The following is a 26,257-nucleotide window of genomic DNA, read 5'->3' on the forward strand; positions in this document are numbered from 1 at the left end:
GTCCGGCGACTGGCGGCCCCTCTGATTTCTTGCCACCATTGCCGGGCCTCCTGACCATGAGCGAAACCATGTCCCGTATTCCCAATGCCAGCATCATCCATAGTCGCCTGCGCCTGCGCCAACTCCGCTTGATGATGGCGCTGGAGGAGCTGGGCTCGCTCAGACGCGCTGCCGAGGAAATCGGCATGACCCAGCCAGCCGCCACCAAGATGCTCCACGAAGCCGAAGACCTGCTGGGTGTCGAACTGTTCGAGCGCATGCCCCGCGGCATGCGCGCCACGCCCTTCGGGGAAACGCTGATCTACTACGCGAAGATGATCTTCGCCGAACTCTCCGGCATGCGCGAAGAGCTGGTGGCATTGGAGTCCGGCAACCTGGGCCGAGTCACCGTGGGCGCCATCCCAGCCCTGGCCTCGGGCCTGCTGACACGTACCATCGCTACGCTCAAGCAAAGCCATCCACGTCTGTCGATGAGCATCCAGGTGGACACCAGCGATGTGCTGGTGCAAGCGCTGCAACAGGACCAACTCGATGTGGTGCTGGGGCGCATCCCCAGTGGTGCACGGACTGACGACCTGCTGTTCGACAGCCTTGGCGAAGAAGACCTGTGCGTGGTCGCCGGCGCCCAGAACCCGCTGGCCCAGGCCACAACGCTGGACTGGAACGGCCTGCAGGAAATGACGTGGGTGCTGCAACAACACCCGAGCCCAATGCGCACCATCGTCAACCAGGCTTTCCACAATGTCCGCCTCGACCTGCCGAGCAGCATCGTCGAAACCACCTCGATCATGACCCTGCTCTCCCTGCTGCAGCAGACCGATATGATCGGCATCACTCCACGCTCGGTGATCGAGGACTACCCGGGACGGCACCTGCTGGCCGTACTGCCCGTGCAGATCGAACCGAAACTGCCGCCCTACGGCCTGATCACCCGCCGCCACCGCGTGCACTCCTCCGCCATGCAGGCCTTCATGGCGACGGTCCATACCGAACAAGCCAAGCAAGGCCTTGGCAACGCGCCTGTTGCATCACAGACCAAATTGTCTTGATGATCGCGAGCAACTGCTCAGGACAGCACAACGACGAACGCCCCTTGAAGGCACTCGCTTCAAAGGGCGCTTAGCGCTCCTGTACCTCGTCAGCCAGATGCTTGGCCAAAACTGCCGGTCACAGTGCTTCCCGGGTCATGACACCGTCCACCAGGCGGTTGATACCCAACGGGTTGGCGTTCTGCAGGGCTTCGGGCAGTAGCGCGTCCGGGTAGTTCTGGTAGCACACTGGACGCAGGAAGCGTGCGATGGCCAGCGACCCCACCGAGGTGCCGCGAACATCGGAGGTAGCTGGATAGGGGCCGCCGTGGACCATGGCATCGCACACCTCGACACCGGTCGGATACCCATTGAGCAGCAGGCGGCCAGCCTTTTGCTCCAGCACAGGCACCAGCGCTGCAAAATGCTGCAGCTCCGTCGGCTCGGCGATCAGGGTAGCGGTGAGCTGGCCGCGCAAGCCTGCCACGGCACGCAGCAATTCGGCCTGATCAGCCACTTCGATGACGATGGTGGTCGGGCCGAAGACTTCTTCCTGCAGCAGCTCATCGTGCTCCAACAGCAAGCTCACATCCGCGTGGAACAGCTGTGGCTTCGCCTGCCGCCCTTCTTGCCCTTGCCCAGCCAAGTGACGGATACCCGGATGGGCGTGCAAAGCTGCCAGGCCCTGGGTGTAGCTAGCCAGCGTACCGGCATTGAGCATGGTCTGCGGCGCCTGGTCGGCCATGTGTGCGCTCAGGTTGTCCAGAAACGCCGAAAATGCGGGCGAGCGGATACCCATGACCAGGCCGGGGTTGGTACAGAACTGACCGCACCCCAGTACCACCGAAGCGGCCAACTCACCCGCAATCGCCGCCCCCCGCAATTCAAGTGCCTCGGGCAGCAGGATCACCGGGTTGATGCTGCTCATCTCGGCGAACACAGGGATAGGCTGCGGGCGCGCGGCGGCCATGTCACACAGGGCTCGCCCGCCCTTCAGCGAACCAGTGAAACCCACCGCTTGAATCGCCGGGTGCTTGACCAACCTCTCACCGACACCCCCGCCGTAGATCATGTTGAACACACCCTTGGGCATATCGGTACGCTGCGCTGCCCGCAAGATCGCATCGGCGACCAGCTCGGCGGTGGCCATATGGCCGCTGTGCGCCTTGAACACCACTGGGCAACCGGCAGCCAAGGCGGCGGCGGTATCACCACCGGCCGTGGAAAAGGCCAGGGGGAAATTGCTGGCACCGAACACGGCTACCGGCCCCACGCCGATCTGGCACTGGCGCAGATCCGGGCGCGGCAGCGGCGTACGGTCAGGTAATGCGCGGTCGATGCGTGCGCCCTGGAAGTCGCCCCGGCGCAACACATTGGCGAACAGCCGCATCTGCCCACTGGTGCGGCCTCGTTCACCCTGAATACGTGCCGCAGGCAAGGCAGTTTCACGACAGACGATCGCGACAAAGTCATCGCCCAACGCATCGATTTCGTCGGCGATGGCCTCCAGGAAGTCAGCACGCCGGCTGGACGGCAACACGCGGTAGGCGGCATAGGCTTGTGCCGCAGCTTCGGCCGCAGCATCAACCTGCTCGGCGGTGGCCTGCATGAAAAGATAGGGCAACGCCTCACCGGTAGTGGCGTCGTAGCTCTGCAGGGAAACATCGCCTGCCGCGCTGCGGGCGCCACCGATGTAGTTGTGACCGAGAATGGTAGCCATGCATGAATCTCCTAGACCTCTGAGGGTCGTGAGGCCCTGCTACGGCGGGCCGGCAGGGCTGGAAAACGAGGGGAAATGAGCGGGGCCACGCACCACGGGCATCTGGCAGACGCCGTGGTGCGCGTATGCACGCGGTGGGTCAGAGTGCCGCGACTCGGCCCGGCGCCAACGACGTCTCGTTGCGAACGACACCATTGCGCAGCGGCGCGCCAAAATCGGCGATACCGATCTCGAAGGTATCGCCCGGCTGTACCCTGATGCCATCAGCGAAGGACAAGGTCGCCGTGCCGAAGTAGTGCACATGCACATCCCCCGGCCGCAAGAACTGGGCGTACTTGAAGTGGTGGTACTCCAGATTCTCCAGGCTGTGGCACATGTTGTCCTCACCGGAAAGGAACGGCCGCTCCCAGAGCACCTCGCCATCGCGCAGGATCCGACTATTGCCCTGCAGGTGACGCGGCAGCTCCCCCACCCGCAGCTCCGGGCCATAGGCGCAGAAACGCAGCTTGGAATGGGCCAGATACAAGTAGTTGCGCCGCTCCATGACGTGATCGGAGAACTCGTTGCCCAGCGCATAGCCCAGGCGGTACGGCAAACCATCCTCGCCAATCAGGTAGAGGCCGACCAGTTCCGGCTCCTCGCCCGCATCCTCGGCGAAAGACGGTAGCGGGAAGTCCTGCCCGGGGCGTACGACGATGCTGCCATCCCCCTTGTAGAACCACTCAGGCTGCGCACCCGCCTCGCCCTTGGCGGGCTTGCCGCCTTCCAGACCCCATTTGAAGATACGCATGGTGTCGGTCAGCGTGGCCTCATCCTGCTGGTTCTGCTGGTGCATCTTGTCACGCGTGGCGGCACTGCCCAGATGGGTCAGGCCAGTACCGCTGACCAGGCAGTGCGCCGGGTCCTCATGGTCCAACGGCGGCAAGACCAGTCCATCTGCCAGCAATCCGGAATAGTCCGGCCCTGCGTCGGTGCCACGTGCCTGCACCTCCTCGGCCAGGCCGTGCGCAGCACGGATGGCCGCCAGCCCCAGCTCACGGGTCGTGCGCGCACCGCGAACCACTTGTACTTGCGCGCCCTCGACAACACCGACGTGGCGCTGCCCTGCTTGATCTTCGAATTGAATCAGCCGCATGTCCTGCCCTCCTGCCTGATGCGAATGGCGCCCCCTTGCGCAGGCGCCCTGCGATCACTCGATGATGTTGAAGTCGTTGAGGTATTCGTCGGAAATCTCCAGGCCCAGGCCCGGCTTGTTGTCATCCAACTGGATGTAGCCGTTGACCGGTTGCGGCTCGCCCTTGAAGACGTAGTAGAACAGCTCGTTGCCAACCTCGACGTCGAACACGGGGAAGAACTCAGCCATCGGCGACGCGGTGCTGGCCATGGTCAGGTGATAGTTGTGCATCTGTCCGGCATGAGGAATCACCGGCACCGACCAGGCCTCGGCCATGGCGTTGATCTTGCGGGCGGCGGTGATACCGCCGACACGGTTGGTGTCGTACTGGATCACGTCCACCGCGCGGCGCTCCAGCAGGTCCTTGAAGCCATAGGAGGTGAACTCGTGCTCACCACCAGAGATAGGCATGATGCCCATCTTCTTCAGCTCGATATAACCTTCGATGTCGTCGGCGATCACCGGCTCTTCCAGCCAGCGCGGCTCGAACTCGGCCAGCTTGGGCAGCATCCGGCGGGCGTATTCCAGGGTCCAGCCCATGTAGCACTCGAGCATGATGTCGACATCCGGGCCGGCCAACTCACGCAGGGCACGTACCTGTTCGATGTTGCGGCGCATGCCTGCCGGACCGTCCTTGGGGCCGTAGCCGAAGCGCATCTTCAACGCGGTGAAACCCTGGTTCAGATAGCCTTGGGCCTCTTCGAGGAACAGGTCGAGGTTGTCGTTGGCGTACAGCTTGGAGGCGTAGGTCCAGATCTTTTCCTTGGTGCGCCCACCCAACAGCTTGAACACCGGCTTGTTCACCGCCTTGCCCATGATGTCCCAGATGGCGATGTCGATCGCCGAGATCGCCGCCATGCCGATACCCTTGCGGCCCCAGGCGTGACTCTGGCGGTACATCTTCTGCCAGATGTATTCGTTGTCGAAGGGGTCTTCGCCGATGGCGATCGGCGCCAGGTAAGTATCGATGATTTCCTTGGCCACGCGAGGCGCCAGCGCGCAGTTACCGATACCGACGATGCCATTGTCGGTTTCGACTTCCACGACCAGCCAACCGTGGAAGCGGAACGAGCCCATGGCATCGCCCTTCTCGAACAGGATGTCGCTGGCGTTGGTGCAGAAGTGCGCCTGAGGTGGCACGACCTTGCCTTTCCACTCGAAAACACGGGTACGGATAGATTTGATTTTCATGATCACAGCTCCTATCGCTGCATAAGGTTGGTCAGCCAGCCCGAGCAGGTTTCAGCGGGGTGGACGAGGGTCGGGAAGACTTGAGTCGGGACAACAGGCAAGCCCCCAGCACGCCCACCAAAGCCAGGGCGAACATGCCGGCACGGGGGTCGGCGAAGAGGTTTTCCATCAGCGTCTTGAGGTTCGGCGCAACGAACCCGCCGAGGTTGCCAAGGGAGTTGATCAGGGCAATACCGCTGGCAGCTGCCGCCCCACTCAGATAACCGGTAGGGATGGTCCAGAACAGCGGCTGCACGGCGACGAAACCGGCGGCGGCGAAACAGAAGGCAAGCACAGCCAACGGCAAGCTGCCGGCCAGCGCAGAAGCGGCGATGCCAGCCGCCGCCATGCCCAGCATGGCCACAGCGAGTTGCCGGTGCAGGCCGCTACGGTCGGCGTAACGCGTCACCAGGCGTGTCACCACCAGGGCACAGAGCCATGGGATCGCGGTGACCAGCCCAACGTTGAGGCCGACCTGGCCATCGAGGAAACTGGCGATGCGGGTCGGCAGGTAGAACACCACGCCATACACGCTCATCTGGATGGTGAAGTAGACCAGGCAGAACTTCATCACCTGCCCATTGCGCAAGGCACTGAGAAAACCGTGCGGGCTGTTGGCCTGCTTCTGCGCATCCTCTTCAGCCAGCTTGGCCTCCAGCGCCTGCTTCTGCGCCTCGCTCAACCAGCGGGCGTCACGCGGCCGGTTGACCAGGTAGAAATAGGCCGCCACACCAACTACCGAGGCCAGTAGCCCTTCGGCGACAAACAACCACTGCCAGTTGCGCAGCCCAAACACTCCGTGGAACTCCAGCAGCCAGCCCGACAACGGGCCACCCAGGACCAGCGCCAGCGGCAGGCCGAAATAGAACAAGCCCAGCGCCTGGGCGCGGCTTTGCGCCGGGAACCAGTAGGTCAGGTAAAGGATGATGCCGGGAAAGAAGCCTGCTTCGGCGATACCCAGCAGGAAGCGCAGCACATAAAAAGTGGCGGCGGTGTCGGCAAACATCATCGCTGCCGACACCAAGCCCCAGGTGACCATGATCCGGCAAAGCCAGACCTTGGCGCCGAGGCGGTGCAGCATAAGGTTGCTGGGGACCTCGAAGCAGGCATAGCCGATGAAGAAGATGCTCGCGCCAAAGGCGAAGGCAGCATCGCCCAGCCCGGTGTCGGCCTGCAGGAAGGCCCGCGCGTAACCGACGTTGGCCCGGTCGATGAAGGCCAGCACGTACATCAGAATGAGAAATGGCAGAAGCCGCATACGGCTGGTGGTAATCGCCGAGGCCAGGGCCCTGGCTTGATCGCTCATGGAGCTCATGAAGTCTTCCTTTCTTGCCGGTGATCGTCCTGCGAAGCATCAGGACAGGCTTTTTGTTGGAGGCCACCGGCGCGTCTTGCCGTCGCGGGTGACGGGGCAACTGTATCCACGCCCCCTCCTTGCCGATAATCACTTCTGCACATCCTTCGATAACCTGAGGAAATACCATCGCCTGAATACACCCTGGCACGGTTATCGCCCGCACAACGTCAGTCATTACGCGGGGCTTCGGTTCAACTTAACGGTCTAAAATCACCTCTCTTCTCATTCATCACGCAGCACCTATGCAGGGCGCCTGCTGACCCCAGGAGCTGTGAACGACTCGGAAGCTGTAGGCAGTCGCCACCGTCTGGCAGGGTCAATTTCGGCCGATCGATGATGCCCATGTGTGGTTTCCTCACAAACGCAAAACGGGACGCAGAGCGTCCCGTCGGTGCAACTCACCTGGATGATCAGGCCGTGGCGCGCAGCTCGCGGGCGGCGGCGACCATGTTCACCAGTGCCGCTTCAGTCTCCGGCCAGGCGCGGGTCTTCAGGCCGCAGTCCGGGTTGACCCACAGGCGCTCGGCGGGAATGCGCTGGGCAGCCTTGCGCAGCAGTTTGACGATCTCGTCCGTGCTCGGCACGCGCGGCGAGTGGATGTCGTAGACGCCCGGGCCGATCTCGTTCGGGTAGTCGAACTTCTCGAAGGCCTCCAACAGTTCCATGTCCGAACGCGAGGTCTCGATGGTGATCACGTCGGCGTCCATGGCGGCGATCGACTCGATCACATCGTTGAACTCGCTGTAGCACATATGGGTGTGGATCTGGGTTTCGTCACGCACGCCCGAAGCACACAGACGGAAGGCTTCGGTGGCCCAGTCCAGGTAGTGCGCCCAGGCGCTCTTGCGCAGCGGTAGGCCTTCGCGGAAGGCCGCTTCGTCGATCTGGACGATCTTGATACCCGCTGCTTCCAGGTCCACCACTTCGTCGCGGATGGCCAGTGCCAATTGACGCGCCTGCACCTCGCGGCTCACGTCTTCACGCGGGAAGGACCACATCAGCATGGTCACCGGGCCGGTCAGCATGCCCTTCATCACTTTGCTGGTCAGGCCTTGGGCATACTTGATCCACTCCACGGTCATGGCCTTCGGACGGCTCAGGTCACCAAAGATCACCGCTGGCTTCACGCAACGCGAGCCGTAGCTCTGCACCCAGCCGAAGCGGGTGAAGACATAACCGTCGAGTTGCTCGGCGAAGTATTCGACCATGTCGTTGCGCTCGGCCTCGCCGTGTACCAGCACATCCAGGCCAAGATTCTCCTGGACCTGCACCGCATGGCGGATTTCGCTCTGCATGGCTTCGACGTAGTCGGACTCGGTCAGCTTGCCCTGCTTGAACGACTGGCGCGCCAGACGGATCGCCGAAGTTTGTGGGAACGAACCAATGGTGGTGGTCGGGAAGGCCGGCAGGTCGAGGCCCGCACGTTGCTTGGCGATACGCTGCTCGAAGGCCGATTGACGCTGGCTGTCGGCGGGCTTGATTGCCGCCAGACGAGCCTGCACAGCCGGCTTGTGAATGCGTGGCGAGGCAGCGCGGCTGGCCTGCACGGCGCGGCTCTGCTCCAGGGCAGCGGCCACATCGGCGGCGGCAGGTTCGTTGATGGCCTTGGCCAGCACAGCCACTTCCTGGCATTTCTGTACGGCGAAGGCCAGCCAGCTCTTCAGTTCGGCATCCAGCTTGTCTTCGCGGTCCAGGTCGACCGGGCTGTGCAGCAGCGAGCAGGAAGGCGCCACCCACAGGCGGTCACCCAGGCGCTCATGGGCGTGCCGCAGCACTGCTAGGGCTTTCTCCAGGTCGCAGCGCCAGACATTGCGGCCATTGACCAGGCCCAACGACAGCACCTTGTAGGCCGGCAAGCGGTCGAGGATGGTTGGGTATTGTTCAGGCGCGCGCACCAGGTCGATGTGCAGGCCGTCGACCGGCAGGTTGGCTGCCAGGCCCAGGTTATCTCCCAGGCCGCCGAAGTAGGTGGCGACCAGTTTCTTCAGCGGCGCGCGCTGGAGGATGTTGTAGACACGCTCATAGGCGTTCTTCCAGTCCTGGGGCAAGTCAAGGACTAGGATCGGCTCGTCGATCTGCACCCATTCCACGCCCTGCTCCGCCAGGCGGTTGAAAATCTGGTCGTACAGTGGCAGCAGGCGGTCTACCAGTTCGAGCTTGTCGAAGTCGGCGCCTTTGGTCTTGCCCAGCCACAGGTAGGTCAGAGGACCGATCACCACGGGCTTGACCGCATGGCCCAGGGCCTTGGCCTCTTCCACTTCCTCGAACAGCTGCTCCCAACTCAGTTCGAACTGCTGGTCAGCGGTGAACTCAGGGACCAGGTAGTGGTAGTTGGTGTCGAACCACTTGGTCATCTCTTGGGCGTGGGCACCGCCACAGCAACTGGCGCTGTGGTCCGTCGCCACGGCGCCACGGGCCATGGCGAACAGCGTCTGCAGGGTTGGCTTGGCACCCTCATGGCCACGGAAACGCTCGGGAATGACGCCGAAGGTCAGCGAGTGGGTCAGGACCTGGTCGTACCAGGCGAAGTCACCGACAGGCAGCAGGTCGATACCCCCATCCTTCTGCACCTGCCAGTGCGCGGCACGCAGTTCGCGGCCGACTGCGCGCAGGCCAGCTTCGTCCAGTTCGCCCTTCCAGAAGGATTCCTGGGCTTTCTTCAGCTCACGATCGCGTCCGATGCGCGGAAAACCCAGGTTATGCGCCAATGCCATGTCCAACCCCTCCAATGGAAAAATGAATGAGGGGATTGTCAGCATCGCTACGCCATGAGACAAACTCATTTTATTTGTGATGAACTAAAGTTCTGCTCATGATTAACCTGGAACACCTGCGCACCTCCCCGCCCCGCTGGAACGGATTGCCCGCCTGGCTCCATCCGGCGGTTCCCAGCGACATGCAGGAGTGCCCGACACGCCTGCATGTCTTTTTTGAAGCAATTTCATTCGGTCCCGGACATGGGTAGATGTCCGAATGCCCCAGAATGCTTGCGGGACGCTGCTGTTCAATCGGCGCTATCGACCCGTTGCAACCTGAAGATATGATCCGGCCAGGTACTGACGATCTATGAGTGTGTTGAGAAAAGCGCTCCACGAGCACACCTTCATCTGCATGATGGAGTTCGTTCCCAAGCCTTCCGCGCAGCGCTTCGAGTCATTCGAACAACTCATGCAGCGCTCGCCGCTGTGCGGCTGGCCGATGATCGCGGCGGTCGCTGACCGCGTCGCTGGCAACTTCGACCTGGCGCCATTGGACGCCGTCGCCACGTTCAAGCATCCCGTTCCGGCACTGGTTCACTTTTCTGGCAAGGACAGGGAGCGCCATGACTTGCTGACGCAGCTGGAACGCATGGACAGCGCCGGCCTGGAACAATTGCTGGTGCTCAGCGGCGATCGGCTGCCCGGCCACGAACCGGGCCAACGGCCGGTGCGCTACCTGGAGTCGGTGCCTGCCCTGCAAATCGTCCGGCAGGCACGCCCGGGCTGGCTGCTCGGCGCTGCCCTCAATCCCTTCAAGTACCACGAGGAAGAAGGCGCCGCACAATACTTCAAAGCCGAGAAGAAACTGGCCGCTGGGGCGGACTTCCTGACACTGCAGTTGGGCTTCGATGCCCGCAAGCACCACGAAGCCTTGGCATGGATGCGCCAACAGGCCGCGCCCAAGCCCCTGCTGGCGTGCGTAATGGGCCTGACCCACGCCCGCGCGGTGATGCTCGAGCATGTGGCTGGCGTAGTCGTCACCCCATCCATGCGCGAGCTCCTGGCTGCGGAAGAAGGTGTTTCCAAAGCCCACGCCCAAGCCTGCAGCGTCAGCCGCCTGGGCCTGCAGATCGTTGGCCTGCAACTGATGGGCTACGCGGGGATTCACCTGTCGGGCATTCATGATGTGGAGCAGTTGCACGCACTGGAACAGGCAATCACCGGCTGGAAAGCGGACATTCACTCGCTGCAACAATGGACCTTGGCCTGGGAAGCCGCCTGGCGGATGCCAGGCCTGCCCTCGGTGACGTTTCATCCGCCAGGGACGAACTGGCAGTTGGGCGACACTCAGGTCCGCGCCTCGTGCAGGGAGAAAGTACGCTATCAGCTGCTGTCGGGTTTCCATTCACAACTGTTCAGCCGCACGACATGGCTAAGCCAGGCATTCGCTTGGGCCGTAAAGCGTCCACTCTGGTCGACGCCAGGGGGCGCACGCTGGCTCCACCGCATCGAGCGCGGCCTGAAAAGGCCTCTGGTAGGGTGCGACACCTGCGGCCAATGCCGCCTGGAAGACACCCTGTATATCTGTCCCGAGACGTGCCCCAAGGGCCTGGCCAACGGACCATGCGGCGGCACCCGGCTCAACCGCTGCGAGTTCGGAGATCGTGAATGCGTGCACAGCGTCAAGTACCGAACGGCCAAGGCCGTCCGGCAGACGTCGGTGTTGAGCGAACGCTTGATACCCTGCGTCGATGCCGACAGCCGGCATCGCAGCTCTTGGCCAGGCTGGTTCGACGCGGCCTCACCAGCAGTAACGAGTGGGACAGACAAGGCCGTCAGCGCGCCAGTTGCGGGCATCAAGTGAACGGCGAACCCGTCACCACAATAGCGACCGCTCTTGTCACCGAGCCTCAAGCCAGCTGGCAAACCAACGCGTCACCCTTGGCATGAACAGGTAGACCACCAACAGGACAATGCTGAGAGTGATGACTACATTGCTCTGCACATAGCCACCCAGCCAGGGTAGCCGAGTGAAGACCGGTTGCCAGAGCAGCGGCACCACCAGGCTCAGTGGCAGGATCACCAGGAAGGTGACACAGGCCTGTTTCCAGCGGATCGGCGCAGCTCCCTCCTCAGTGGGGTTGAACCAGAACTCGCGACTGGCGTTGGCCTCTGTGCGGTCGCCATCGACCAGCAAGGGAGCCACTTCTTCGACCACGGCGCGTCGTTCGTCCGATTCGAGCCATGCCTGCAGTTGCTCGACGCTGGCAAAACGGATGACCGAGGTGAACTGATGCTGGTTGCCATCGCGGTTGCGCATGACATCCACGCCCAGATGACCGGGGTATCCCTTGGCTGCGCTCACCGTTCTGCGCAGCCACTGCTCATACGCCACTTCTCCACCCGACTTGACGCAATGGCGTACCAGCAGGGTCGCAATATCGTTGGACATATCATTCGGCATCGCCCTGCCCCTCTTTCCAGTGCCGTCGTTGATGACAGTAGCGACTCCTTGTCCCGACATCTTGGAGGAATGTGACACTTTGGGACGCTTGTGCCTTGCTCACCAGGAGCCACCGGTGCGCTGCAAACGCCGCCAGTTGGCTGGTGCGCTACCTGTCAGCTTGAGGAACACTCGGGAAAAATGCGACTGGTCGGAAAAGCCGCATTCCAAGCCAATCTGCGACAGGCAAAGGCTGGAATCGCGCATCAGCGTCTTGGCCTTCTCGACGCGCATCTTCAACAGCCAATCATGGGGAGACAACCCGGTGCTGCGCTTGAAAGCGCGGGTGAAGTAGCTACGTGACAGCGAGCACTCTTCAGCCAGGCGCGCGACCGAGAGCCCCTCGGCCAGATGGCTGGCGATCAGTTCCTTGGCCCGGCGCAGTTGCCAGTTGGCCAGCCCCTTGCCCCCTTCACGGGCCAGCACCACAGCACCATAGTGCTGATCCAGGTGGGTCAGCATCGCAAGCATCACTTGGTCGACGAATAACTGGTTGGTTTGCCCAGGCGTGGTCAGCGTCGGCAACAAAGCCTGGGACAGACAGTAAACGACCGGATCGACCTGCCCCAGGACCCGCTTGAAGCCTGGCCCCCCGGCACCACCTGACTCATAGAGCAACGCCTGTATCGGCGCCGACGGAAAAGTGAACCTGAGATTGTCATAGCCGGCCTGGTGCTGGCAGTGCAGCTCATCGCCCAGGTAGGCGATCGACAGGCTCTGGCACGCATGCCCACCGGCGAACACCAGTTCCCGGCCGCGCCAGAGCTTGTGCGCGGCAAAGTCCCTGAGCTGGACGATGACCGAAAAAGCATCGGCGCAAGGAATGGCCAGCACATGCTCCGGGTCCGGATTCTCCTCTCGGCGGTGAAGAATCGAGTAGCTACCTGGGGTCGCTGGTTTCTGGGTTTTCTCCATGACCGCCGAATCCTGTGACGTAAGACGCATGATCACCACCTGTCCCTTCCTGGCAGTTGCGGATCTACACTCCCAGGATGCGTGGGACCTCTGGGGCACCTAAGTAGAACATCGACCCGTACAGAATCCTCACAATGAACCGCAAGGATTAAAAAGATGATATTGAGGACTACCGGTTACATAAATAGAACCAATGGAATCTTATCCATTCCGTTTCTTTCATGAAGACACTTCCCGATCTGCAAGCCTGGGCGATCTTCGCCGAGGTAGCCAACAGCGGTTCCTTCGCTGGTGCGGCGCAAGCGCTGGGCATCTCGCAGCCCACCGTCTCCAAAGCCATCAGCCGGCTCGAACAGCGCCTGGGAGCCACGTTGCTGCACCGCACCTCGCGCCGCCTCGAACTCACCAGCACCGGCAACCAGGCCTGGGAACGTGCTCTGCGCATTCTCGAGGAGGGGCGGGCCGCCGAAGCGGAAGCCTCCCTCCAGGCGAGCATACCCAGCGGCCAGGTGCGCCTGACCGCACCCATGTCATTCGGCCTGAAGTACCTCGCCCCATTGCTGCCCGAGTTTCTGGAACGTTATCCACAGATCGAGCTGGACCTTTCCCTGGATGACCGCATCGTCGACGTCGTCGCCGAGCGCTACGATGTGGCCTTGCGCATCGCCGAGTTGCGCGACTCCTCCCTCCGGGCCCGCAGACTATGCGCTGTGCGCCGCCTGCTCGTGGCCAGCAGGGAATACCTGGAGCGCCACGGCCGGCCACGGCATCCGCGCGACCTTGAACAACACCAGTGCCTGATCTATACCAACCTGCCGACACCCAAACGGTGGAAATTCACCCATCCGGCACAGGGAGAGTACACCGTGCCGGTGCAAGGGAGAGTCCACAGCAACAATGCCGACCTCATCGAGCCCGCGTTGCTGGCGGGCCTGGGCCTGGCACTGCAGCCCGAGTTCATTGTCTGGGATGCCCTGCAGAAGGGTACGCTGGAGTCGGTGCTGGACGACTGGCGGTTCGCCGGCATCAACATCAACCTGGTCACCCCTCCCGGCATCTTGCGACCGGCTCGGGTGACGGCCTTGTTGGACTTTCTCGGCGCACGCTTGGCCAGCGCCCCCTGGGCCCAGGACACACGCTCACCCTAGACACCAGCAGGCAGGGCACAAACGTACAAATCGAGCCCATTCATGCAAGACCAGAATTCGCGCATGCCACACAGTTCAGCTTCATCACTCTCAACCAGAGGCTGTTTCTCATGGCTATCGCGAAAGCTGCACCCGGTCGGACCCTGCTCAACCCGGCCGACCACACCCTGATCATGATCGACCATCAATCGCAGATGTCCTTTGCCACCAAGTCGATCGATGCGGTAACGCTGCGCAACAACGCCGCCCTGGTGTCCAAAGCGGCCAGGGAATTCAAGGTCTCGACCATTCTCACCACCGTGGCGGAAAAGAGCTTCTCCGGCCCGATCTTCGATGAAATCCGCTCGGTATTTCCCGATCACAACGTGATCGACCGCACCACGATGAACACCTGGGAAGACGAGCGCATCGCCGTCGAGGTCAACGCCTTCGGCAAGAACAAGATCGTCCTCGCCGGCCTCTGGACATCCGTCTGCATCGTTGGCCCCGCCTTGTCAGCGCTGGATCAGGGCTTCGAGGTCTATGTCATCGCCGATGCCTGTGGCGACGTCTCCAACGAGGCCCACGAGCACGCCATGCAACGCATGATCCAACTGGGTGCGCGCCCTATGACCGCCCTGCAATACCTACTCGAACTGCAACGCGACTGGGCCCGTGGCGAGACCTACGACGAGACGGTACAGACTTCCATCGCCCATGGCGGCGCCTATGGCTTGGGGCTGATCTACGCCAAGACCATGTTCAACGCCTCCGAAGGTCATTGATCCCGATCCGCCCTTTGGCGGCAGCCACCTATGCTGCATGAGACCGGCGAGCCGGACCGGAACCGATGCCCGTGCCATCGAGCAGCCGGGCATTGGTGTGAAGGCCGCGCAGGAATGCCGGCCTACCGAGGAATAACGCCATGAGCCAGGACCCACCCAGCAACAGCCGCCGTCAGTTCCTTGCCACCAGTACCGTACTCGGTGCGGCGGGCGCACTCTGGTCCTCACTGCCGTTCGCCAGTGCCAGCGCCCCTGCCCACATCAACCATTCAGGGGGCCCCATGACCGCCGATCTGATTCTATTCAACGGCCGCTTCCACACCGTCGACCCAGAAAAACCCACCGCCAGCGCCGTAGCCGTCAAAGATGGACGTTTCCTTGCCGTTGGCAGCGACGCCGACGTCATGGCCTATCGCAGCGACGCCACGCACACCCTCGATCTGAACAAGCGGACGGTCGTTCCCGGGCTGAACGACTCCCACCTGCACCTGATCCGCGGTGGCCTCAACTACAACCTGGAGCTACGTTGGGAAGGCGTGCCGTCGCTGGCCGACGCCTTGCGCATGCTCAAGGAACAGGCCGAGCGCACCCCGACACCGCAGTGGGTCCGGGTGGTCGGTGGCTGGACCGAATTCCAGTTCGCCGAAAAACGCATGCCTACGCTGGACGAGTTGAACAAGGCGGCGCCAGACACCCCAGTGTTCGTCCTGCACCTGTATGACCGTGCCCTGCTCAACCGCGCCGCCCTCAGGGTGGTCGGCTATGATCGCAACACGCCCAATCCCCCTGGCGGCGAGATCCAGCGCGATGCCAGCGGCGAACCGACCGGCATGCTGATCGCCCTCCCCAACGCGATGATCCTCTATGCCACCCTGGCCAAGGGGCCGCAGCTACCGCTGGAATACCAAGTCAACTCCACCCGCCAGTTCATGCGCGAGCTCAACCGCCTCGGAGTCACCAGCGCCATCGACGCCGGCGGTGGCTTCCAGAACTACCCGGACGACTATGCGGTGATTCGCCAACTGGCCAACCAGGGCCAGCTGACCGTTCGCATCGCCTACAACCTGTTCACCCAGAAGCCCAAGGAAGAACTGGCCGACTTCAAACACTGGAGCACGCTGGTCAAGCCCGGCGATGGCGATGACTTCTTCCGGCACAACGGTGCCGGGGAAATGCTGGTGTTCTCCGCCGCCGACTTCGAAGACTTCCTCGAACCACGCCCGGACCTGCCGCAAAGCATGGAGCAAGAGCTGGAACCGGTGGTGCGCCACCTGGTGGAACACCGCTGGCCATTCCGCCTGCATGCCACCTACGATGAGTCGATCTCGCGGATGCTCGACGTGTTCGAGAAGGTCGACCGGGATATCCCCTTCAATGGCCTGCCCTGGTTCTTCGACCATGCCGAGACCGTCAGCCCCCGGAACATCGAACGCATCAGGGCCTTGGGCGGCGGTATCGCCATCCAGCACCGCATGGCGTTCCAAGGCGAATATTTCGTCGACCGGTATGGCGCCAAGGCGGCCGAGGCGACGCCACCGATCCAGCGCATGCTCGCCGAGGGCGTGCCCGTGGGCGCCGGGACCGATGCCACGCGGGTGGCCAGCTACAACCCTTGGACCGCCCTGTACTGGCTGGTCAGTGGACGCACCGTGGGCGGCCTGGCGCTGTACCCGCAAGGGCTCGAACGCAGCACCGCCTTGCAACTGTTCACCCAGGGCAGCGCCTGGTTCTCCAGCGAACAAGGCAAGAAGGGGCAGATCAAGGTCGGCCAGTTCGCTGACCTGATCGCGCTCTCCGCGGACTACTTCAGCATCGATGAAGAGTCGATCAAGTGGCTCGAATCGGTGCTCACCGTGGTCGATGGCAAGGTGGTGTACGCTGCCGCCGAGTTCGATAAGCTCGCCCCACCGGCACTGCCGGTGCTGCCGGACTGGTCGCCGGTGAATAAAGTGCCCGGCCACTGGAAACCCGCCGCGCCGCTGGTTGCCCAAGTCCACCAGTGTGTCGGAGCCTGCGCCGTGCATGCACACCAGCATGACCGGGCACGCCGCTCCAACGTGCCGGTCAGCGATTTCCAAGGCTTCTGGGGCGCCTTCGGTTGCTCTTGCTTTGCGTTTTGAGCTCCTGCGCAGGCCGGGGCCCTGAGCGACAGGGCCAGCACGGGCCTCAGCGCCGGGTAGCCCAGGCCGCCTCGTTCACCAGGTTCGCCGGGCGCTCGCCGGCCAGGGCTCTGAGCAGGTTCTCCACTGCACAGCGCGCCATGGCCTGGCGGGTCTCGTGGGTCGCCGAGCCGATATGCGGGGTCGCCACCAGGTTGTCTAACTGCAGCAAGGGCGAGTCCGCCGACAGAGGCTCCTGGACGAAAACGTCCAGGCCCGCGCCACGGATGCGTCGTTGGCCGAGCGCCTCGATCAGCGCCAGCTCGTCCACCACCCGGCCACGGGCAATGTTGATGAGGATGCCATCAGGCTTCATCAAGGCAAGCTCACGGGCCCCGATCAGGCCTTCGGTACTGGCGTTCAGCGGCACGGTCAGGCACACGAAGTCGGACTGCGCCAGCAGTTCGTCCAGACTAAGCCGGCGGGCAGCATAACGCGCCTCCACCTCCGGCTTGGGCCGCTGGCTGTGATACAGCACGCGCATGCCAAAGCCCGCCGCACCACGTCGCGCCAAGGCTTCGCCAATGCGGCCCATGCCGACGATACCCAAGGTCTTGCCATGCACATCGCTGCCGAAATGGGTCGGTCCCAGGCTCGCCTGCCAATGACCGGCACGCACCCAGTCCGCCAGCTCGACAACCCTCCGCGCAGTGGCGAGGATCAGTGCGAAACCGGTATCGGCGGTGGTTTCGGTGAGCACGTCCGGGGTATTGGTCAGCAGCACGCCACGACGGGTCAGCTCGGGGATGTCGTAGTTATCCACCCCCACCGAGACACTGGACACCACTTCCAACTGCGGCGCCAGTTCGAGCAGCCCGGCGTCGATTCGCAAGCTGGCACCGAGCAGGCCATGGACGCCCGGCAAGGCGTCGCGCAAACGGGCCAAACCACCGTTTTGGGAGGTATCCACCCAGGTCACGTCGGCGTGCCGTTCCAGGCGTGCCATCAGGTCGTCGGGAAGGTACTTGTAGAGGACGATACGTTTTTTCATGCCAGGATTTCCTATTGGTTCATCGCCAGCCGGGAACCACGGCCCTTGGCCCGCCCGGATGTCTGCGAAGGATTGAGGGCAGCGGTGAGCGCTACGGCCACCAGCAGCGCGCCGCACATGAACAGGTAAGAGGCGCCCGGGCTGCCGGTCGCGCCGTTGAGATAGCCCACCAACCATGAGCCGGCGAACGAACCCAAGGCGCCCATACTGTTGATCAGTGCCATGGCGCCACCGGCGACATTGCTCGGCAGCACTTCCGGCACGATGGCGAAGAAAGGACCATAGGGCGCGTACATGCACGCGCCGGCGACCACCAGCAGCGCATAAGACAACCAGAAGTGATCGCTGCCCAAGGCATAGGAGCCATAGAAGGCCAGCGCCGCCACCAGCAGCGGCGGCCAGACGAAGCACTTGCGTTTCTGCAGGCGGTCCGAGGCCCAGGACACCCCAAGCATGGCGATCACCGCGGCCAGGTAGGGCACCGCCGACAGCCAGCCGGCCTGGACGATATCCAGGTTGGCCGCCTGCTTGAGGATCGACGGCAACCAGAGCACGAAGCCATACACGCCGATGCTCCAGCAGAAGTATTGCAGCGAGAGAATGATCACCCTGGGCGAGCGGAACGCTTCGCGGTAGTTCTTCACCGGCTTGATGCCCTTCTGTTCAGCGGCCAGGGTCTCCTCCAGGCGAGACTTCTCCTGTTCGCTCAACCAAGTGGCCTGGGAAGGACGATCGTCCACCAGCCGCCACCAGAAGAACGCCCAGATCACGGCGGGCAAGCCTTCGATGATGAACATCCAGCGCCAGTCGAACTGCTGGACTAGATAGCCGGATACCACCGACATCCAGAGGATGGTCACCGGGTTGCCCAGGATCAGGAAGGTGTTGGCCCGCGAACGTTCGGCACGGGTGAACCAGTGGCAGAGGTAGATCAGCATCGCCGGCATCACCGCGGCCTCCACCACCCCGAGCAGGAAGCGGATGACCACCAGCAGATAGACGTCGCTGACCATACCGGTCAGGGTCGCCAAGCCGCCCCAGAGGATCAGGCTGACGAAGATCAGTTTCTTCACACTGCGCTTTTCAGCGTAGATGGCGCCGGGCACCTGGAAGAAGAAGTAACCCAGGAAGAACAAGGCGCCAAGCAGGGAGGACAGCGCCGGAGTGATTTTCAGGTCATCGCCCATGCCGGAGGCGACGGCGAAGCCGTAGTTGGTACGGTCGAGATACGCCAGGCTGTACGTGATGAACACGATCGGCATGATGTACCACCAGCGGCGCGGAGCGAGGCTAGTCGTTTGCATGGTTTGTCTCCTGAGCTTGTTGTTTTTGTTGCAACAGGTGCCGGTCGGGCCGGCGGTCAAAAGGTTCAGGCGCTCCTGCGCCGGTCGTGCTCCTGGAGTTCGTGACGCCGGGGCAGGCCTTCCATGTCACCCCGCGACTGCACGGCGAGGCTGCCGCACCAGTTGCCGCGCGCCACGGCTTGAGGCAAGGCACGCCCTTCCAGCAACGCGCTGACCACGCCGACGGCGAAGGCATCGCCGGCACCCACGGTGTCCACCACCTTCGTCACCGGGACTGCGGCCACCCAGCCTTCGCCTTGGGCGCTGCGGAAGTAGGCCCCCTCCGCGCCCAACTTGATCACCACCAGGCCTACCCCCTGGTCGAGGTAGAAAGCGGCGATGTCCGCTGGCGTTTGCTGACCGCTGAGCAGGCGGCCTTCCTCCAGGCCCGGCAGCACCCAGTCCGCCTTGACCGCCAGCGCGTTTATCTCGCGGATCATGCTGGCGCGGTCAGGCCACAGCGAAGGGCGCAGGTTGGGGTCGAAGGAGACGCTGCGCTCCTCGGCACGCATGGCGTCTACCAGCGCATGGGATAGCGCCCGGCAATCCGGCGACAGCGCCAGGGGGATGCCGGTGGCGTGCAGATGGCGGGCCTGCAGCAACTGCGGGCGCAGCAGCGCTGGCGACATCCGGCTGGCCGCCGAATGGCTGCGAAAGTACTCCACCGCCGGGTCGCTACCATCATCGCAACGGCCCTTGAGCTGGAAGCCGGTCGGCTGCTGCGGATCGACCTCGACACAGGAGCAGTCCAGCCCTTCCTGGCGCAGGCTGGCCAGGACGAAGCGCCCAAGCGAGTCATCCCCCACCCGGCTCAGCCAGCGCACCTGGAAACCGAGCCGCGCAAGGCCGATAGCCACGTTGCTGTCGGCACCGGCGATGCGCTTGCCGAACAGGCCGACGTCCGCCAGGTCGCCGGTCTGCTCGGCAACGAACATCGCCATGGTCTCGCCGAAGCAGAGCACGTCATGCTCAGGCATGGCTCACCTCCTTGGCGTGGCCAAGCCGGGACAGGCAAGCGACCTGGGCGCGGGTCAGCGTCAGCAGGTCGTCCCCGACCAGCGGATACTCCACGGCACGGGTCAGGCCAGGCGCGAACTCGCTCATCAGTGCCGCCCATTCGTCCAAGTCGGCAGCCTCCGGTGGCACCGCGACCAGGCGACCGTCCTGGCGGCGTACAGCCTTGCAATGCACATAACGCACCCAGCGACCGAGCAGGCGGGCCGCTTGCCGCACCGATTGCTCCTGCCACTGCCAGTTGCCGATGTCGAAGGTCATGCCCAGCGGCAGACCTTGGGCCTCGACCTGTTGGAAGAACCGCAGCAGAGGGTCGAGGCGTCCACCTTGCGCGGTCTGGTCGTTCTCCACCAGCAACAGGGGCCCGTCCTGGCGCAGCAAAGGTGCCAGGGCCGAGACATCACAGCCAGCATGGTAGTGGCCCAGGGAAACCTTCAGCGCCACGGCTCCGAAGGCCCGCGCCAGCTCCAGCTTGTCCGCCAAGCGCGGATCTGGCTGGCCTTGTGCTGTCCACAGCTCAAGGGGCGAGGAATACAGGCATTCCAGGCCAAGTTCAGCGATGGCGGCAGCCAGTGCGGGCGTGTCCGGCGCCGTGTCGAAGAGCTCCTCGCGCAGTTCGACGCGGGCCACCCCGGCATTGGCCAGCAAGCTCAGGAAGCTCTGCTGGCCGCATTGCCGGACCCATGTGGCCCCGTAGCTGGAAAGGCTGATGGAAACAGGGTTCAAGCGCATCGTTCTTATCCTTATGAAACCGGTTTCATTTTCTTCCGAACGCAAGGCACAATCGCTGCCCGTTGTTCAGTCGCGTGAGTGGGTGGAACCTCGGATGATCAGCTCGGCCTTGAAATCGATACGCCGTGGCGCGCCGCCTTCGCCGCGCAGGCGGTCCAGCAGACAGTCGAATGCCGCCTCCCCGATACGCTCGGTAGGCTGGGCCAGCGCGGTGATGCCTCCGCCAACCAGGGGGTACCAGTCCAGTTCGTCGAGGGCGATCAAGCCGACATCCTCGAACAGCCTGCACCTCGACTCATGCAGGGCGCGGGTGACCGCCAAGGTGGCCACGCCGTTGAAGGTGAAGATCGCCTGCGGGCCATGGCCCTTGCTGCCGAGAAAAGCACCCAGGCGCGCCTGCAGGTCATCGGAGACTTCGAGGATCTGCTGGCGCATGCCCGGGCGGCGGCGGATGGAGTCGCCGAACGCCTGTACGCGCTCCAGGCGGGAGCTGGTGCCATCGAGGGGTTCGCTGACCGCCAGGATGTCGCGGTAGCCGCGAGCCTGCAGGTGATCCAGGGCTTGCTCGACGGCGTCGGCGTTGTCCAGGCCGACCAGGTCGACATTCAGTTCGGGGAGTTGGCGGTCCACCAGGACCATGGGCACATCGCGGTGCAGGTTGAGCAGTTCGCCGGGATGGTGGCCAAGGGTATTCACAATCAGCCCCTGGACGTTGTAGGACTGCAGCACCACCAGGTGATGGCGCTCTTGCTCGTCGTCGCGGTTGGTGTTGCACAGCACCAGGCTGTAGCCGTGTTGGCGGCAGGCGGTTTCCACGCCACGCATCACCGCGACCGAATAAGGGTTGAGGATATCCGCCACCAACATGCCGATAAGCCGCGTCTGGCCCCGCTTCAGGCCCCTGGCCATCTGGTTCGGACGGTAGCCCAGGCGCGCGATGACCTCTTCGATGCGCTGCGCGGTGGCCTCGGCCAGCAACTGGCGGTCGCCACCGATGTAGCGGGACACCGTGGCCTTGGAGACGCCAGCAACCCGCGCCACTTCGCTGATAGTGACCCGCTCGCGGGAAGCGGGAAGCATATCGGTCATCGGAAGTCTCTTTGTCGTTATTCTGGGTGGATGAAACCGGTTTCAATAAAGCAAAACATAACCTAGTCGTCAATGTGCCGTTCGTCAGGATGCTCGTATCCGCTCAGCCGCGAACGCCGGACAGCTTGCTGCCATCAGGCAGTGGATCCCTGCAACCAGCCGATGAACTGAGCGAACAACTCCGACTGCGAATTGATGCCCAGTTTGAGATAGAGGTTCTTGCGGTGCATGCGCACGGTTTCCGGGGAAATGCCCAGTTCCCGGGCCGTGGACTTGACCGAATGGCCTTGCAGCACCCGGTGCGCCACCTCGCGCTCACGCACCGTCAGCACATCACGGCCAAAGCTGGCGAAGGCTTGCTCCACGCTGTGCCGCGCGCCCTGCTCCACGCCTTCTGCCAGGCCATGGCGGGCGTAGCGCGCGAGCAGTTCGCGGACCATGGGCTCCACCGCGCGCAGCAGGTCAAGCTGCTCGCTGTCCAGGCGTTGGCCGCTGCGGCCCTGGAACAGGCTCAGGGAAATCTTGCTGCCGTCGTCCAGGTCGACGATGTAGTAGCTGTCTTCGCTGCACCCGGTGCCCAGGTAGTAGGTCCTGTAGTAATCGCTGTCGAAGAAATGGTCCGGGGCGATCTCTTCCAACGGATAGAAGCCCTGGGCCAGGCCCTTCTGCACGGCCAGGCAGAACGGGTCGAGAAGATAGCCGGCAGCGAAATAGCGTTGCAGCACCGCCTCGTGGTGCTGCTCGGGAATGCCCTGCTGGTGCAGCAGTTGCGGCGCACGGCCCTTGCACTCGCGGCTGATGAGCATGGACTCCATGCCCACCAACCCCTCAAGGGCGCCCGCCAGGTGAATCAGGGCATCGGCGCTGTCGCTGTGGGCGAAGGCCTGCTGCAGGTTGGCATGCCACTGATGCAGACGGGCCAGCGGCAGGCTGATGTGAGTAGTGTCATTGTTCGGGCGCATGGACCGCAGTCTACCGACTGCGTTCCACGCCCGCACCCTCCCCACCCGACTGCTCATGCGCCGTGGTAGAGCCCCTGCTGTTGCAGTTCGCGGGCGGCATCGAGGATGCACTCGCGCAAGGTGTCGACGATGCGGTCGACCTGGCCACGGCTGATGATCAACGGCGGCGACATCACGTTCAAGTGCATGATCGGCCGCACCAACAGCCCCTTGGCCTGGGCACGCAGGTGGATGCGCTCACCGATGTTCACCGCGTCCGGGAACAGCGCCTTACTGGCTTTGTCGGCGACGAACTCGACGCAGGCCATCAGCTTCATGCAACGCACGTCGCCCACCAGCGGCAGATCGCGCAGTTCCTGCAGACGCTGCTCCAGGTAGCCGCCGACGTCATTGACATGCTCCAGCAACTGCTCGCGCTCGATGATCTCGATGTTCTTCAGTGCCGCTGTGCAGCACACCGGGTGGCCGCTGTAAGTGAAGCCATGGGTGAAGCAACGCCCTTTGCCGGGCTCGGCGATGACCTGCCAGATGCGCTCGGAAAAAATGCACGCACCCAACGGCAGGTAGGCCGAGGTCAGGCCCTTGGCGGTGGTGATGATGTCCGGGGTGACACCGAACAGCGCCTCGCTGGCGAAGAAGGTGCCCAAGCGGCCGAACGAGGTCACCACCTCATCGGCGACGAAGAGGATGTCGTAGGTCTGGCACAACTGCCACATGCGCTGGAAGTAGCCCTTGGGCGGGATGATCACCCCGCCCGAGCCCATGATGGGTTCGGCGAAGAAGGCTGCCACGTTGTCGGCACCCAGGGACAGGATCCTGTCTTCGAACTCGGCCACCAGGAAATCGAGGAACTCGGCCTCGTCCATGCCATCCGGCGCCCGGTAGGGATTGGGGTTGGACACATGGTGGATCAGCTCGTGAGCGTAGTCGAACTCCGGCACCCGGTCGGCGGCCTTGTTGCCGATCGACATGGTCAGGGTGGTGGAGCCGTGGTAGGCGTTCTCGCGGGCGATGATGTGCTTCTTGTGCGGCTTGCCGCGGCAGTTCTGGTAGTACTGCACCAGCCGGTAGGCCGTGTCCACGGCCGTGGAGCCACCGGTGGTCAGGAACACATGGTCGAGGTCGCCCGGGGCCAGGCTGGCGAGCTTTTCGCAAAGGCGGATGGCCACCGGGTTGGCCATGTCCGAAAAGGGGTTGGAGTAGGCCAGCTGACGCACTTGGTCGGCGATAGCCAGGGCCATTTCCTCGCGGCCCAGGCCAATGTTGGTGCACCACATGCCGCCGACCGCATCGAGGAAGCGGTTGCCCTCGGTGTCGAAGATATAGGCGCCTTCGCCCGCGGCAATGTTCAGCGCGCCCTGTTCACGGTGTTCGTCGAACATGTGATAGCCGTGCATGTAATGGGCCTGGTCGGCGGCGACCAGTTCGTTCGGGGCCACCGGGGCGACAAAGGCTGTGCTTGATCTGACCATGGCGTTTTCCTTGAGTGATAAGAAGAGATTGGCAATCGGACCGCTGGCTCAGAACCCCGTCTTGACCGTGCTCCAGAGCCGGGTGATGACGCGCATGTCGCGGGCAGCGTGGGTCTTCTGGGTGAACAGGCGCTCGCGGGTCTCGGCATCCGGGTAGATCGAACGGTCGTCACGGACCTTGGCCGCCACCAGCGGCGTGGCCGCGGCATTGCTATTGGCGTAGTGGATGTGGTCGGTCACCTGGGCCATGGTCTGCGGTTGCAGTAGGTACTCGATGAAGCGGTGGGCGTTGGCCACATGCGGGGCATCGGCCGGCAGGTAGAAGCTGTCGAACCAGATCAGCGACCCCTCGCGTGGAATGAAGAAGTCCAGGTTGATGTCCTTCTTCGCCTCGACCGCGCGGGCCTGGGCGGTGGCGTAGTCACCCGACCAGGTCAGGGCCAGGCACACGTCGCCATTGGGCAGGCTGGTGAGGTAGTTCACCGAGTCGAACTTGCGCACGTACGGGCGGATCCCCAGCAGCAGTTGCTCGGCGGCCTTGAGGTCGGCCGGCTCGGCGCTACGCGGGTCCTTGCCCAGATACTTGAGGGCCAGCGGAATCACTTCGGTGGGTGCGTCCATCAGGGTCACGCCGCAATCGGCGAAGCGCGACACCACCTTGGGGTCGAACAGCATGGCCAGCGAACCGATAGGCGCATCGGGCATGCGCGCCTTGATCTTGTCGACGTTGTAGGTGATCCCGGAACTGCCCCAGGTATAGGGCGCCGAATAGGCGACGCCCGGGTCGTACGCTTGCAGGTCCTGCAGCACCTGCGGGTCGAGGTTGCTCCAGCTCGGCAACTTCGACTTGTCCAGCGCCTGGAATACCCCGGCCTTGATCAGCGGTGGCACCAGCGATGCGTTGAGCATCACCAAGTCGTAGCCGGAACGGCCAGTGAGCAACTTAGTCTGGACGGTTTCATAGCCGTCGAAGGTGTCGTAGATGACCTTGATGCCAGTGGCCTTTTCGAAGTCCGCCAGCGTCGTCTCGCCGATGTAGTCGGTCCAGTTGTACAGCCTGAGCGTGTTGCTTGCGTCCGCTGTGCCAGCGCCGTCGGCCAGGGCCGAGGACGCCAGCAACAGGGTGGATACCGCCAACAATGCGTTGCGCATGGCACCTCCGTCGTTCTTGTTATGCGGATGAGCTGACGGAGCCACTATCGAACGGTTCATCTACCCGGACCATACCCCGAACGGGTAGGTACAGGCTCAAAGCGGGTACAGCGCCTCGTCGAACTGGGACAGCCGTGGGAACTGCAGCGGCAGGTCGTCACTCAGGTGCTCCAGGCGCTGGCGGTAACTGTCCAGGAAGCCCTGGCGTGCCTCGTCGCTGATGTAAGGCACGTGCCAAGCCACGAAAGGTTCGAGCACCTCGAAGCCGACATAGGCCAGGGTGCCACGCAGGATCGGCCGCAGCATGTCGTTGAGCGGGCCGTGGATCGCCCCCTCGCCGAACATGTGCTCGCGCCCGCCCAAGGTCACGGTGACCAGCGCCTTCTTGCCCGCCAGGCCGCCCTGGTCGTAGAAGCGCTTACCGCCATAGCAGACCCCGGACACCAGCACCCGGTCGATCCACCCCTTGAGCATGGCTGGCGCCGAGAACCAGAAGATCGGGAAGTTCAGCACCAGCAGGTCAGCCCACAGCAGCTTGTCCAGCTCGGCCTGGATGTCCGGGGCGATGACACCGCGCTTGACGCCCGTACGCTGCTCCAGGGCGTAGACCAGGTAATCGGGGTTCTCCCGTTCGGAGAAGTCGGCGGCACTGGCCACCGGGTTCCAGCCCATGGCGTACAGGTCACTGACCTGCACTGAGTGGCCCTGGGCCTGGAAGCTCGCCGCGGCCTGGTCGCGCAGCGCGGCGGTGAAGGAATTCGGCTCGGGATGAGCGTGGACGATCAGGACGTTCATTCAAGAATCC

Annotated in this window: 21 protein-coding genes; 5 read left to right on the plus strand and 16 right to left on the minus strand. The window is 63.4% G+C overall.

Going from position 1 to position 26,257, the window contains the following annotated elements; translation table 11 throughout:
• The first annotated feature begins 68 nt into the window (after positions 1 to 68).
• Positions 69 to 1,049 (plus strand): LysR family transcriptional regulator, encoded by a 981-nt coding sequence (locus ACYU03_RS22085; protein WP_461886737.1) that lies wholly within the window; start codon positions 69 to 71, stop codon positions 1,047 to 1,049.
• A gap of 118 nt (positions 1,050 to 1,167) precedes the next feature.
• Here ACYU03_RS22085 and ACYU03_RS22090 read toward each other — a convergent pair whose 3' ends face one another.
• From ACYU03_RS22090 to metE, 5 genes are all read right to left on the minus strand, one after another.
• Positions 1,168 to 2,748: an aldehyde dehydrogenase (NADP(+)) gene (locus ACYU03_RS22090; protein ID WP_461886738.1), complete on the minus strand. Its 1,581-nt coding sequence runs from the start codon at positions 2,746 to 2,748 to the stop codon at positions 1,168 to 1,170.
• A 139-nt stretch (positions 2,749 to 2,887) separates the two neighbouring features.
• On the minus strand, positions 2,888 to 3,883 hold the full coding sequence (gene araD1 / locus ACYU03_RS22095) for an AraD1 family protein (RefSeq protein WP_461886739.1): 996 nt from the start codon (positions 3,881 to 3,883) through the stop codon (positions 2,888 to 2,890).
• A gap of 54 nt (positions 3,884 to 3,937) precedes the next feature.
• Positions 3,938 to 5,113 (minus strand): L-rhamnonate dehydratase, encoded by a 1,176-nt coding sequence (locus ACYU03_RS22100; RefSeq protein WP_461886740.1) that lies wholly within the window; start codon positions 5,111 to 5,113, stop codon positions 3,938 to 3,940.
• A 31-nt stretch (positions 5,114 to 5,144) separates the two neighbouring features.
• A complete protein-coding gene (locus ACYU03_RS22105; RefSeq protein WP_461886741.1) occupies positions 5,145 to 6,467 on the minus strand; it encodes an MFS transporter in 1,323 nt (440 codons plus the stop codon).
• Positions 6,468 to 6,919: 452 nt separating this feature from the next.
• Positions 6,920 to 9,223, minus strand: a complete 2,304-nt coding sequence (gene metE, locus ACYU03_RS22110; RefSeq protein ID WP_461886742.1) for a 5-methyltetrahydropteroyltriglutamate--homocysteine S-methyltransferase — start codon at positions 9,221 to 9,223, stop codon at positions 6,920 to 6,922.
• A gap of 352 nt (positions 9,224 to 9,575) precedes the next feature.
• On the opposite strand from metE, the gene ACYU03_RS22115 reads away from it, so the two are divergent.
• Positions 9,576 to 11,072: a methylenetetrahydrofolate reductase C-terminal domain-containing protein gene (locus ACYU03_RS22115; RefSeq protein WP_461886743.1), complete on the plus strand. Its 1,497-nt coding sequence runs from the start codon at positions 9,576 to 9,578 to the stop codon at positions 11,070 to 11,072.
• Positions 11,073 to 11,108: 36 nt separating this feature from the next.
• Here the strand turns inward: ACYU03_RS22115 and ACYU03_RS22120 are convergent, their stop codons facing one another.
• Together ACYU03_RS22120 and ACYU03_RS22125 are read right to left on the minus strand one after the other, a co-directional pair.
• Complete coding sequence (locus ACYU03_RS22120) at positions 11,109 to 11,672, minus strand: antibiotic biosynthesis monooxygenase (RefSeq protein WP_461886744.1); 564 nt, start codon at positions 11,670 to 11,672, stop codon at positions 11,109 to 11,111.
• A gap of 99 nt (positions 11,673 to 11,771) precedes the next feature.
• The gene (locus ACYU03_RS22125; protein WP_461886745.1) at positions 11,772 to 12,656 is read right to left on the minus strand and encodes a helix-turn-helix domain-containing protein; all 885 of its coding nucleotides are present in this window, start codon (positions 12,654 to 12,656) and stop codon (positions 11,772 to 11,774) included.
• Between the two features lie 191 nt (positions 12,657 to 12,847).
• On the opposite strand from ACYU03_RS22125, the gene ACYU03_RS22130 reads away from it, so the two are divergent.
• The 3 genes from ACYU03_RS22130 (at position 12,848) to ACYU03_RS22140 (ending at position 16,658) form a co-directional block, all read left to right on the plus strand.
• Positions 12,848 to 13,774 (plus strand): LysR family transcriptional regulator, encoded by a 927-nt coding sequence (locus ACYU03_RS22130; RefSeq protein WP_461886746.1) that lies wholly within the window; start codon positions 12,848 to 12,850, stop codon positions 13,772 to 13,774.
• 110 nt (positions 13,775 to 13,884) lie between these two features.
• The gene (locus ACYU03_RS22135; protein WP_461886747.1) at positions 13,885 to 14,538 is read left to right on the plus strand and encodes a hydrolase; all 654 of its coding nucleotides are present in this window, start codon (positions 13,885 to 13,887) and stop codon (positions 14,536 to 14,538) included.
• Between the two features lie 140 nt (positions 14,539 to 14,678).
• Positions 14,679 to 16,658, plus strand: coding sequence for an amidohydrolase (locus tag ACYU03_RS22140; RefSeq protein ID WP_461886748.1), 1,980 nt, complete (start codon positions 14,679 to 14,681; stop codon positions 16,656 to 16,658).
• A 46-nt stretch (positions 16,659 to 16,704) separates the two neighbouring features.
• On the opposite strand, the gene ACYU03_RS22145 is transcribed toward ACYU03_RS22140, so the two are convergent.
• From ACYU03_RS22145 to ACYU03_RS22185, 9 genes are all read right to left on the minus strand, one after another.
• A complete protein-coding gene (locus ACYU03_RS22145) occupies positions 16,705 to 17,688 on the minus strand; it encodes a 2-hydroxyacid dehydrogenase (RefSeq protein WP_461886749.1) in 984 nt (327 codons plus the stop codon).
• 11 nt (positions 17,689 to 17,699) lie between these two features.
• Entirely contained in the window at positions 17,700 to 18,992 is a 1,293-nt protein-coding gene (locus tag ACYU03_RS22150) for an MFS transporter (protein WP_461886750.1), read from the minus strand.
• A gap of 65 nt (positions 18,993 to 19,057) precedes the next feature.
• Positions 19,058 to 20,008, minus strand: coding sequence for a sugar kinase (locus ACYU03_RS22155; protein ID WP_461886751.1), 951 nt, complete (start codon positions 20,006 to 20,008; stop codon positions 19,058 to 19,060).
• The gene (locus ACYU03_RS22160; RefSeq protein WP_461886752.1) at positions 20,001 to 20,777 is read right to left on the minus strand and encodes a sugar phosphate isomerase/epimerase family protein; all 777 of its coding nucleotides are present in this window, start codon (positions 20,775 to 20,777) and stop codon (positions 20,001 to 20,003) included. The genes ACYU03_RS22155 and ACYU03_RS22160 overlap by 8 nt, the downstream gene beginning before the upstream one ends.
• Positions 20,778 to 20,843: 66 nt before the next feature.
• A complete protein-coding gene (locus ACYU03_RS22165) occupies positions 20,844 to 21,866 on the minus strand; it encodes a LacI family DNA-binding transcriptional regulator (protein ID WP_461886753.1) in 1,023 nt (340 codons plus the stop codon).
• Positions 21,867 to 22,000: 134 nt separating this feature from the next.
• On the minus strand, positions 22,001 to 22,828 hold the full coding sequence (locus tag ACYU03_RS22170) for a LuxR C-terminal-related transcriptional regulator (RefSeq protein WP_461886754.1): 828 nt from the start codon (positions 22,826 to 22,828) through the stop codon (positions 22,001 to 22,003).
• Positions 22,829 to 22,881: 53 nt separating this feature from the next.
• Complete coding sequence (locus tag ACYU03_RS22175) at positions 22,882 to 24,300, minus strand: aminotransferase (protein ID WP_461886755.1); 1,419 nt, start codon at positions 24,298 to 24,300, stop codon at positions 22,882 to 22,884.
• A 48-nt stretch (positions 24,301 to 24,348) separates the two neighbouring features.
• The gene (locus tag ACYU03_RS22180; protein WP_461886756.1) at positions 24,349 to 25,452 is read right to left on the minus strand and encodes a polyamine ABC transporter substrate-binding protein; all 1,104 of its coding nucleotides are present in this window, start codon (positions 25,450 to 25,452) and stop codon (positions 24,349 to 24,351) included.
• Positions 25,453 to 25,548: 96 nt separating this feature from the next.
• Positions 25,549 to 26,247 (minus strand): NAD(P)H-dependent oxidoreductase, encoded by a 699-nt coding sequence (locus ACYU03_RS22185; protein WP_461886757.1) that lies wholly within the window; start codon positions 26,245 to 26,247, stop codon positions 25,549 to 25,551.
• Positions 26,248 to 26,257: the final 10 nt, after the last annotated feature.

This window comes from Pseudomonas sp. X10, assembly GCF_054889225.1.

What these genes read in the sequence shown, in the direction of transcription:
- ACYU03_RS22085 (WP_461886737.1), top strand. Translation starts at nt 69, where the DNA reads ATGTCCCGTATTCCCAATGCCAGCATCATCCATAGTCGCCTGCGCCTG.
- ACYU03_RS22090 (WP_461886738.1), bottom strand. Translation starts at nt 2,748, where the DNA reads ATGGCTACCATTCTCGGTCACAACTACATCGGTGGCGCCCGCAGCGCG.
- araD1 (WP_461886739.1), bottom strand. Translation starts at nt 3,883, where the DNA reads ATGCGGCTGATTCAATTCGAAGATCAAGCAGGGCAGCGCCACGTCGGT.
- ACYU03_RS22100 (WP_461886740.1), bottom strand. Translation starts at nt 5,113, where the DNA reads ATGAAAATCAAATCTATCCGTACCCGTGTTTTCGAGTGGAAAGGCAAG.
- ACYU03_RS22105 (WP_461886741.1), bottom strand. Translation starts at nt 6,467, where the DNA reads ATGAGCTCCATGAGCGATCAAGCCAGGGCCCTGGCCTCGGCGATTACC.
- metE (WP_461886742.1), bottom strand. Translation starts at nt 9,223, where the DNA reads ATGGCATTGGCGCATAACCTGGGTTTTCCGCGCATCGGACGCGATCGT.
- ACYU03_RS22115 (WP_461886743.1), top strand. Translation starts at nt 9,576, where the DNA reads ATGAGTGTGTTGAGAAAAGCGCTCCACGAGCACACCTTCATCTGCATG.
- ACYU03_RS22120 (WP_461886744.1), bottom strand. Translation starts at nt 11,672, where the DNA reads ATGCCGAATGATATGTCCAACGATATTGCGACCCTGCTGGTACGCCAT.
- ACYU03_RS22125 (WP_461886745.1), bottom strand. Translation starts at nt 12,656, where the DNA reads ATGCGTCTTACGTCACAGGATTCGGCGGTCATGGAGAAAACCCAGAAA.
- ACYU03_RS22130 (WP_461886746.1), top strand. Translation starts at nt 12,848, where the DNA reads ATGAAGACACTTCCCGATCTGCAAGCCTGGGCGATCTTCGCCGAGGTA.
- ACYU03_RS22135 (WP_461886747.1), top strand. Translation starts at nt 13,885, where the DNA reads ATGGCTATCGCGAAAGCTGCACCCGGTCGGACCCTGCTCAACCCGGCC.
- ACYU03_RS22140 (WP_461886748.1), top strand. Translation starts at nt 14,679, where the DNA reads ATGAGCCAGGACCCACCCAGCAACAGCCGCCGTCAGTTCCTTGCCACC.
- ACYU03_RS22145 (WP_461886749.1), bottom strand. Translation starts at nt 17,688, where the DNA reads ATGAAAAAACGTATCGTCCTCTACAAGTACCTTCCCGACGACCTGATG.
- ACYU03_RS22150 (WP_461886750.1), bottom strand. Translation starts at nt 18,992, where the DNA reads ATGCAAACGACTAGCCTCGCTCCGCGCCGCTGGTGGTACATCATGCCG.
- ACYU03_RS22155 (WP_461886751.1), bottom strand. Translation starts at nt 20,008, where the DNA reads ATGCCTGAGCATGACGTGCTCTGCTTCGGCGAGACCATGGCGATGTTC.
- ACYU03_RS22160 (WP_461886752.1), bottom strand. Translation starts at nt 20,777, where the DNA reads ATGCGCTTGAACCCTGTTTCCATCAGCCTTTCCAGCTACGGGGCCACA.
- ACYU03_RS22165 (WP_461886753.1), bottom strand. Translation starts at nt 21,866, where the DNA reads ATGACCGATATGCTTCCCGCTTCCCGCGAGCGGGTCACTATCAGCGAA.
- ACYU03_RS22170 (WP_461886754.1), bottom strand. Translation starts at nt 22,828, where the DNA reads ATGCGCCCGAACAATGACACTACTCACATCAGCCTGCCGCTGGCCCGT.
- ACYU03_RS22175 (WP_461886755.1), bottom strand. Translation starts at nt 24,300, where the DNA reads ATGGTCAGATCAAGCACAGCCTTTGTCGCCCCGGTGGCCCCGAACGAA.
- ACYU03_RS22180 (WP_461886756.1), bottom strand. Translation starts at nt 25,452, where the DNA reads ATGCGCAACGCATTGTTGGCGGTATCCACCCTGTTGCTGGCGTCCTCG.
- ACYU03_RS22185 (WP_461886757.1), bottom strand. Translation starts at nt 26,247, where the DNA reads ATGAACGTCCTGATCGTCCACGCTCATCCCGAGCCGAATTCCTTCACC.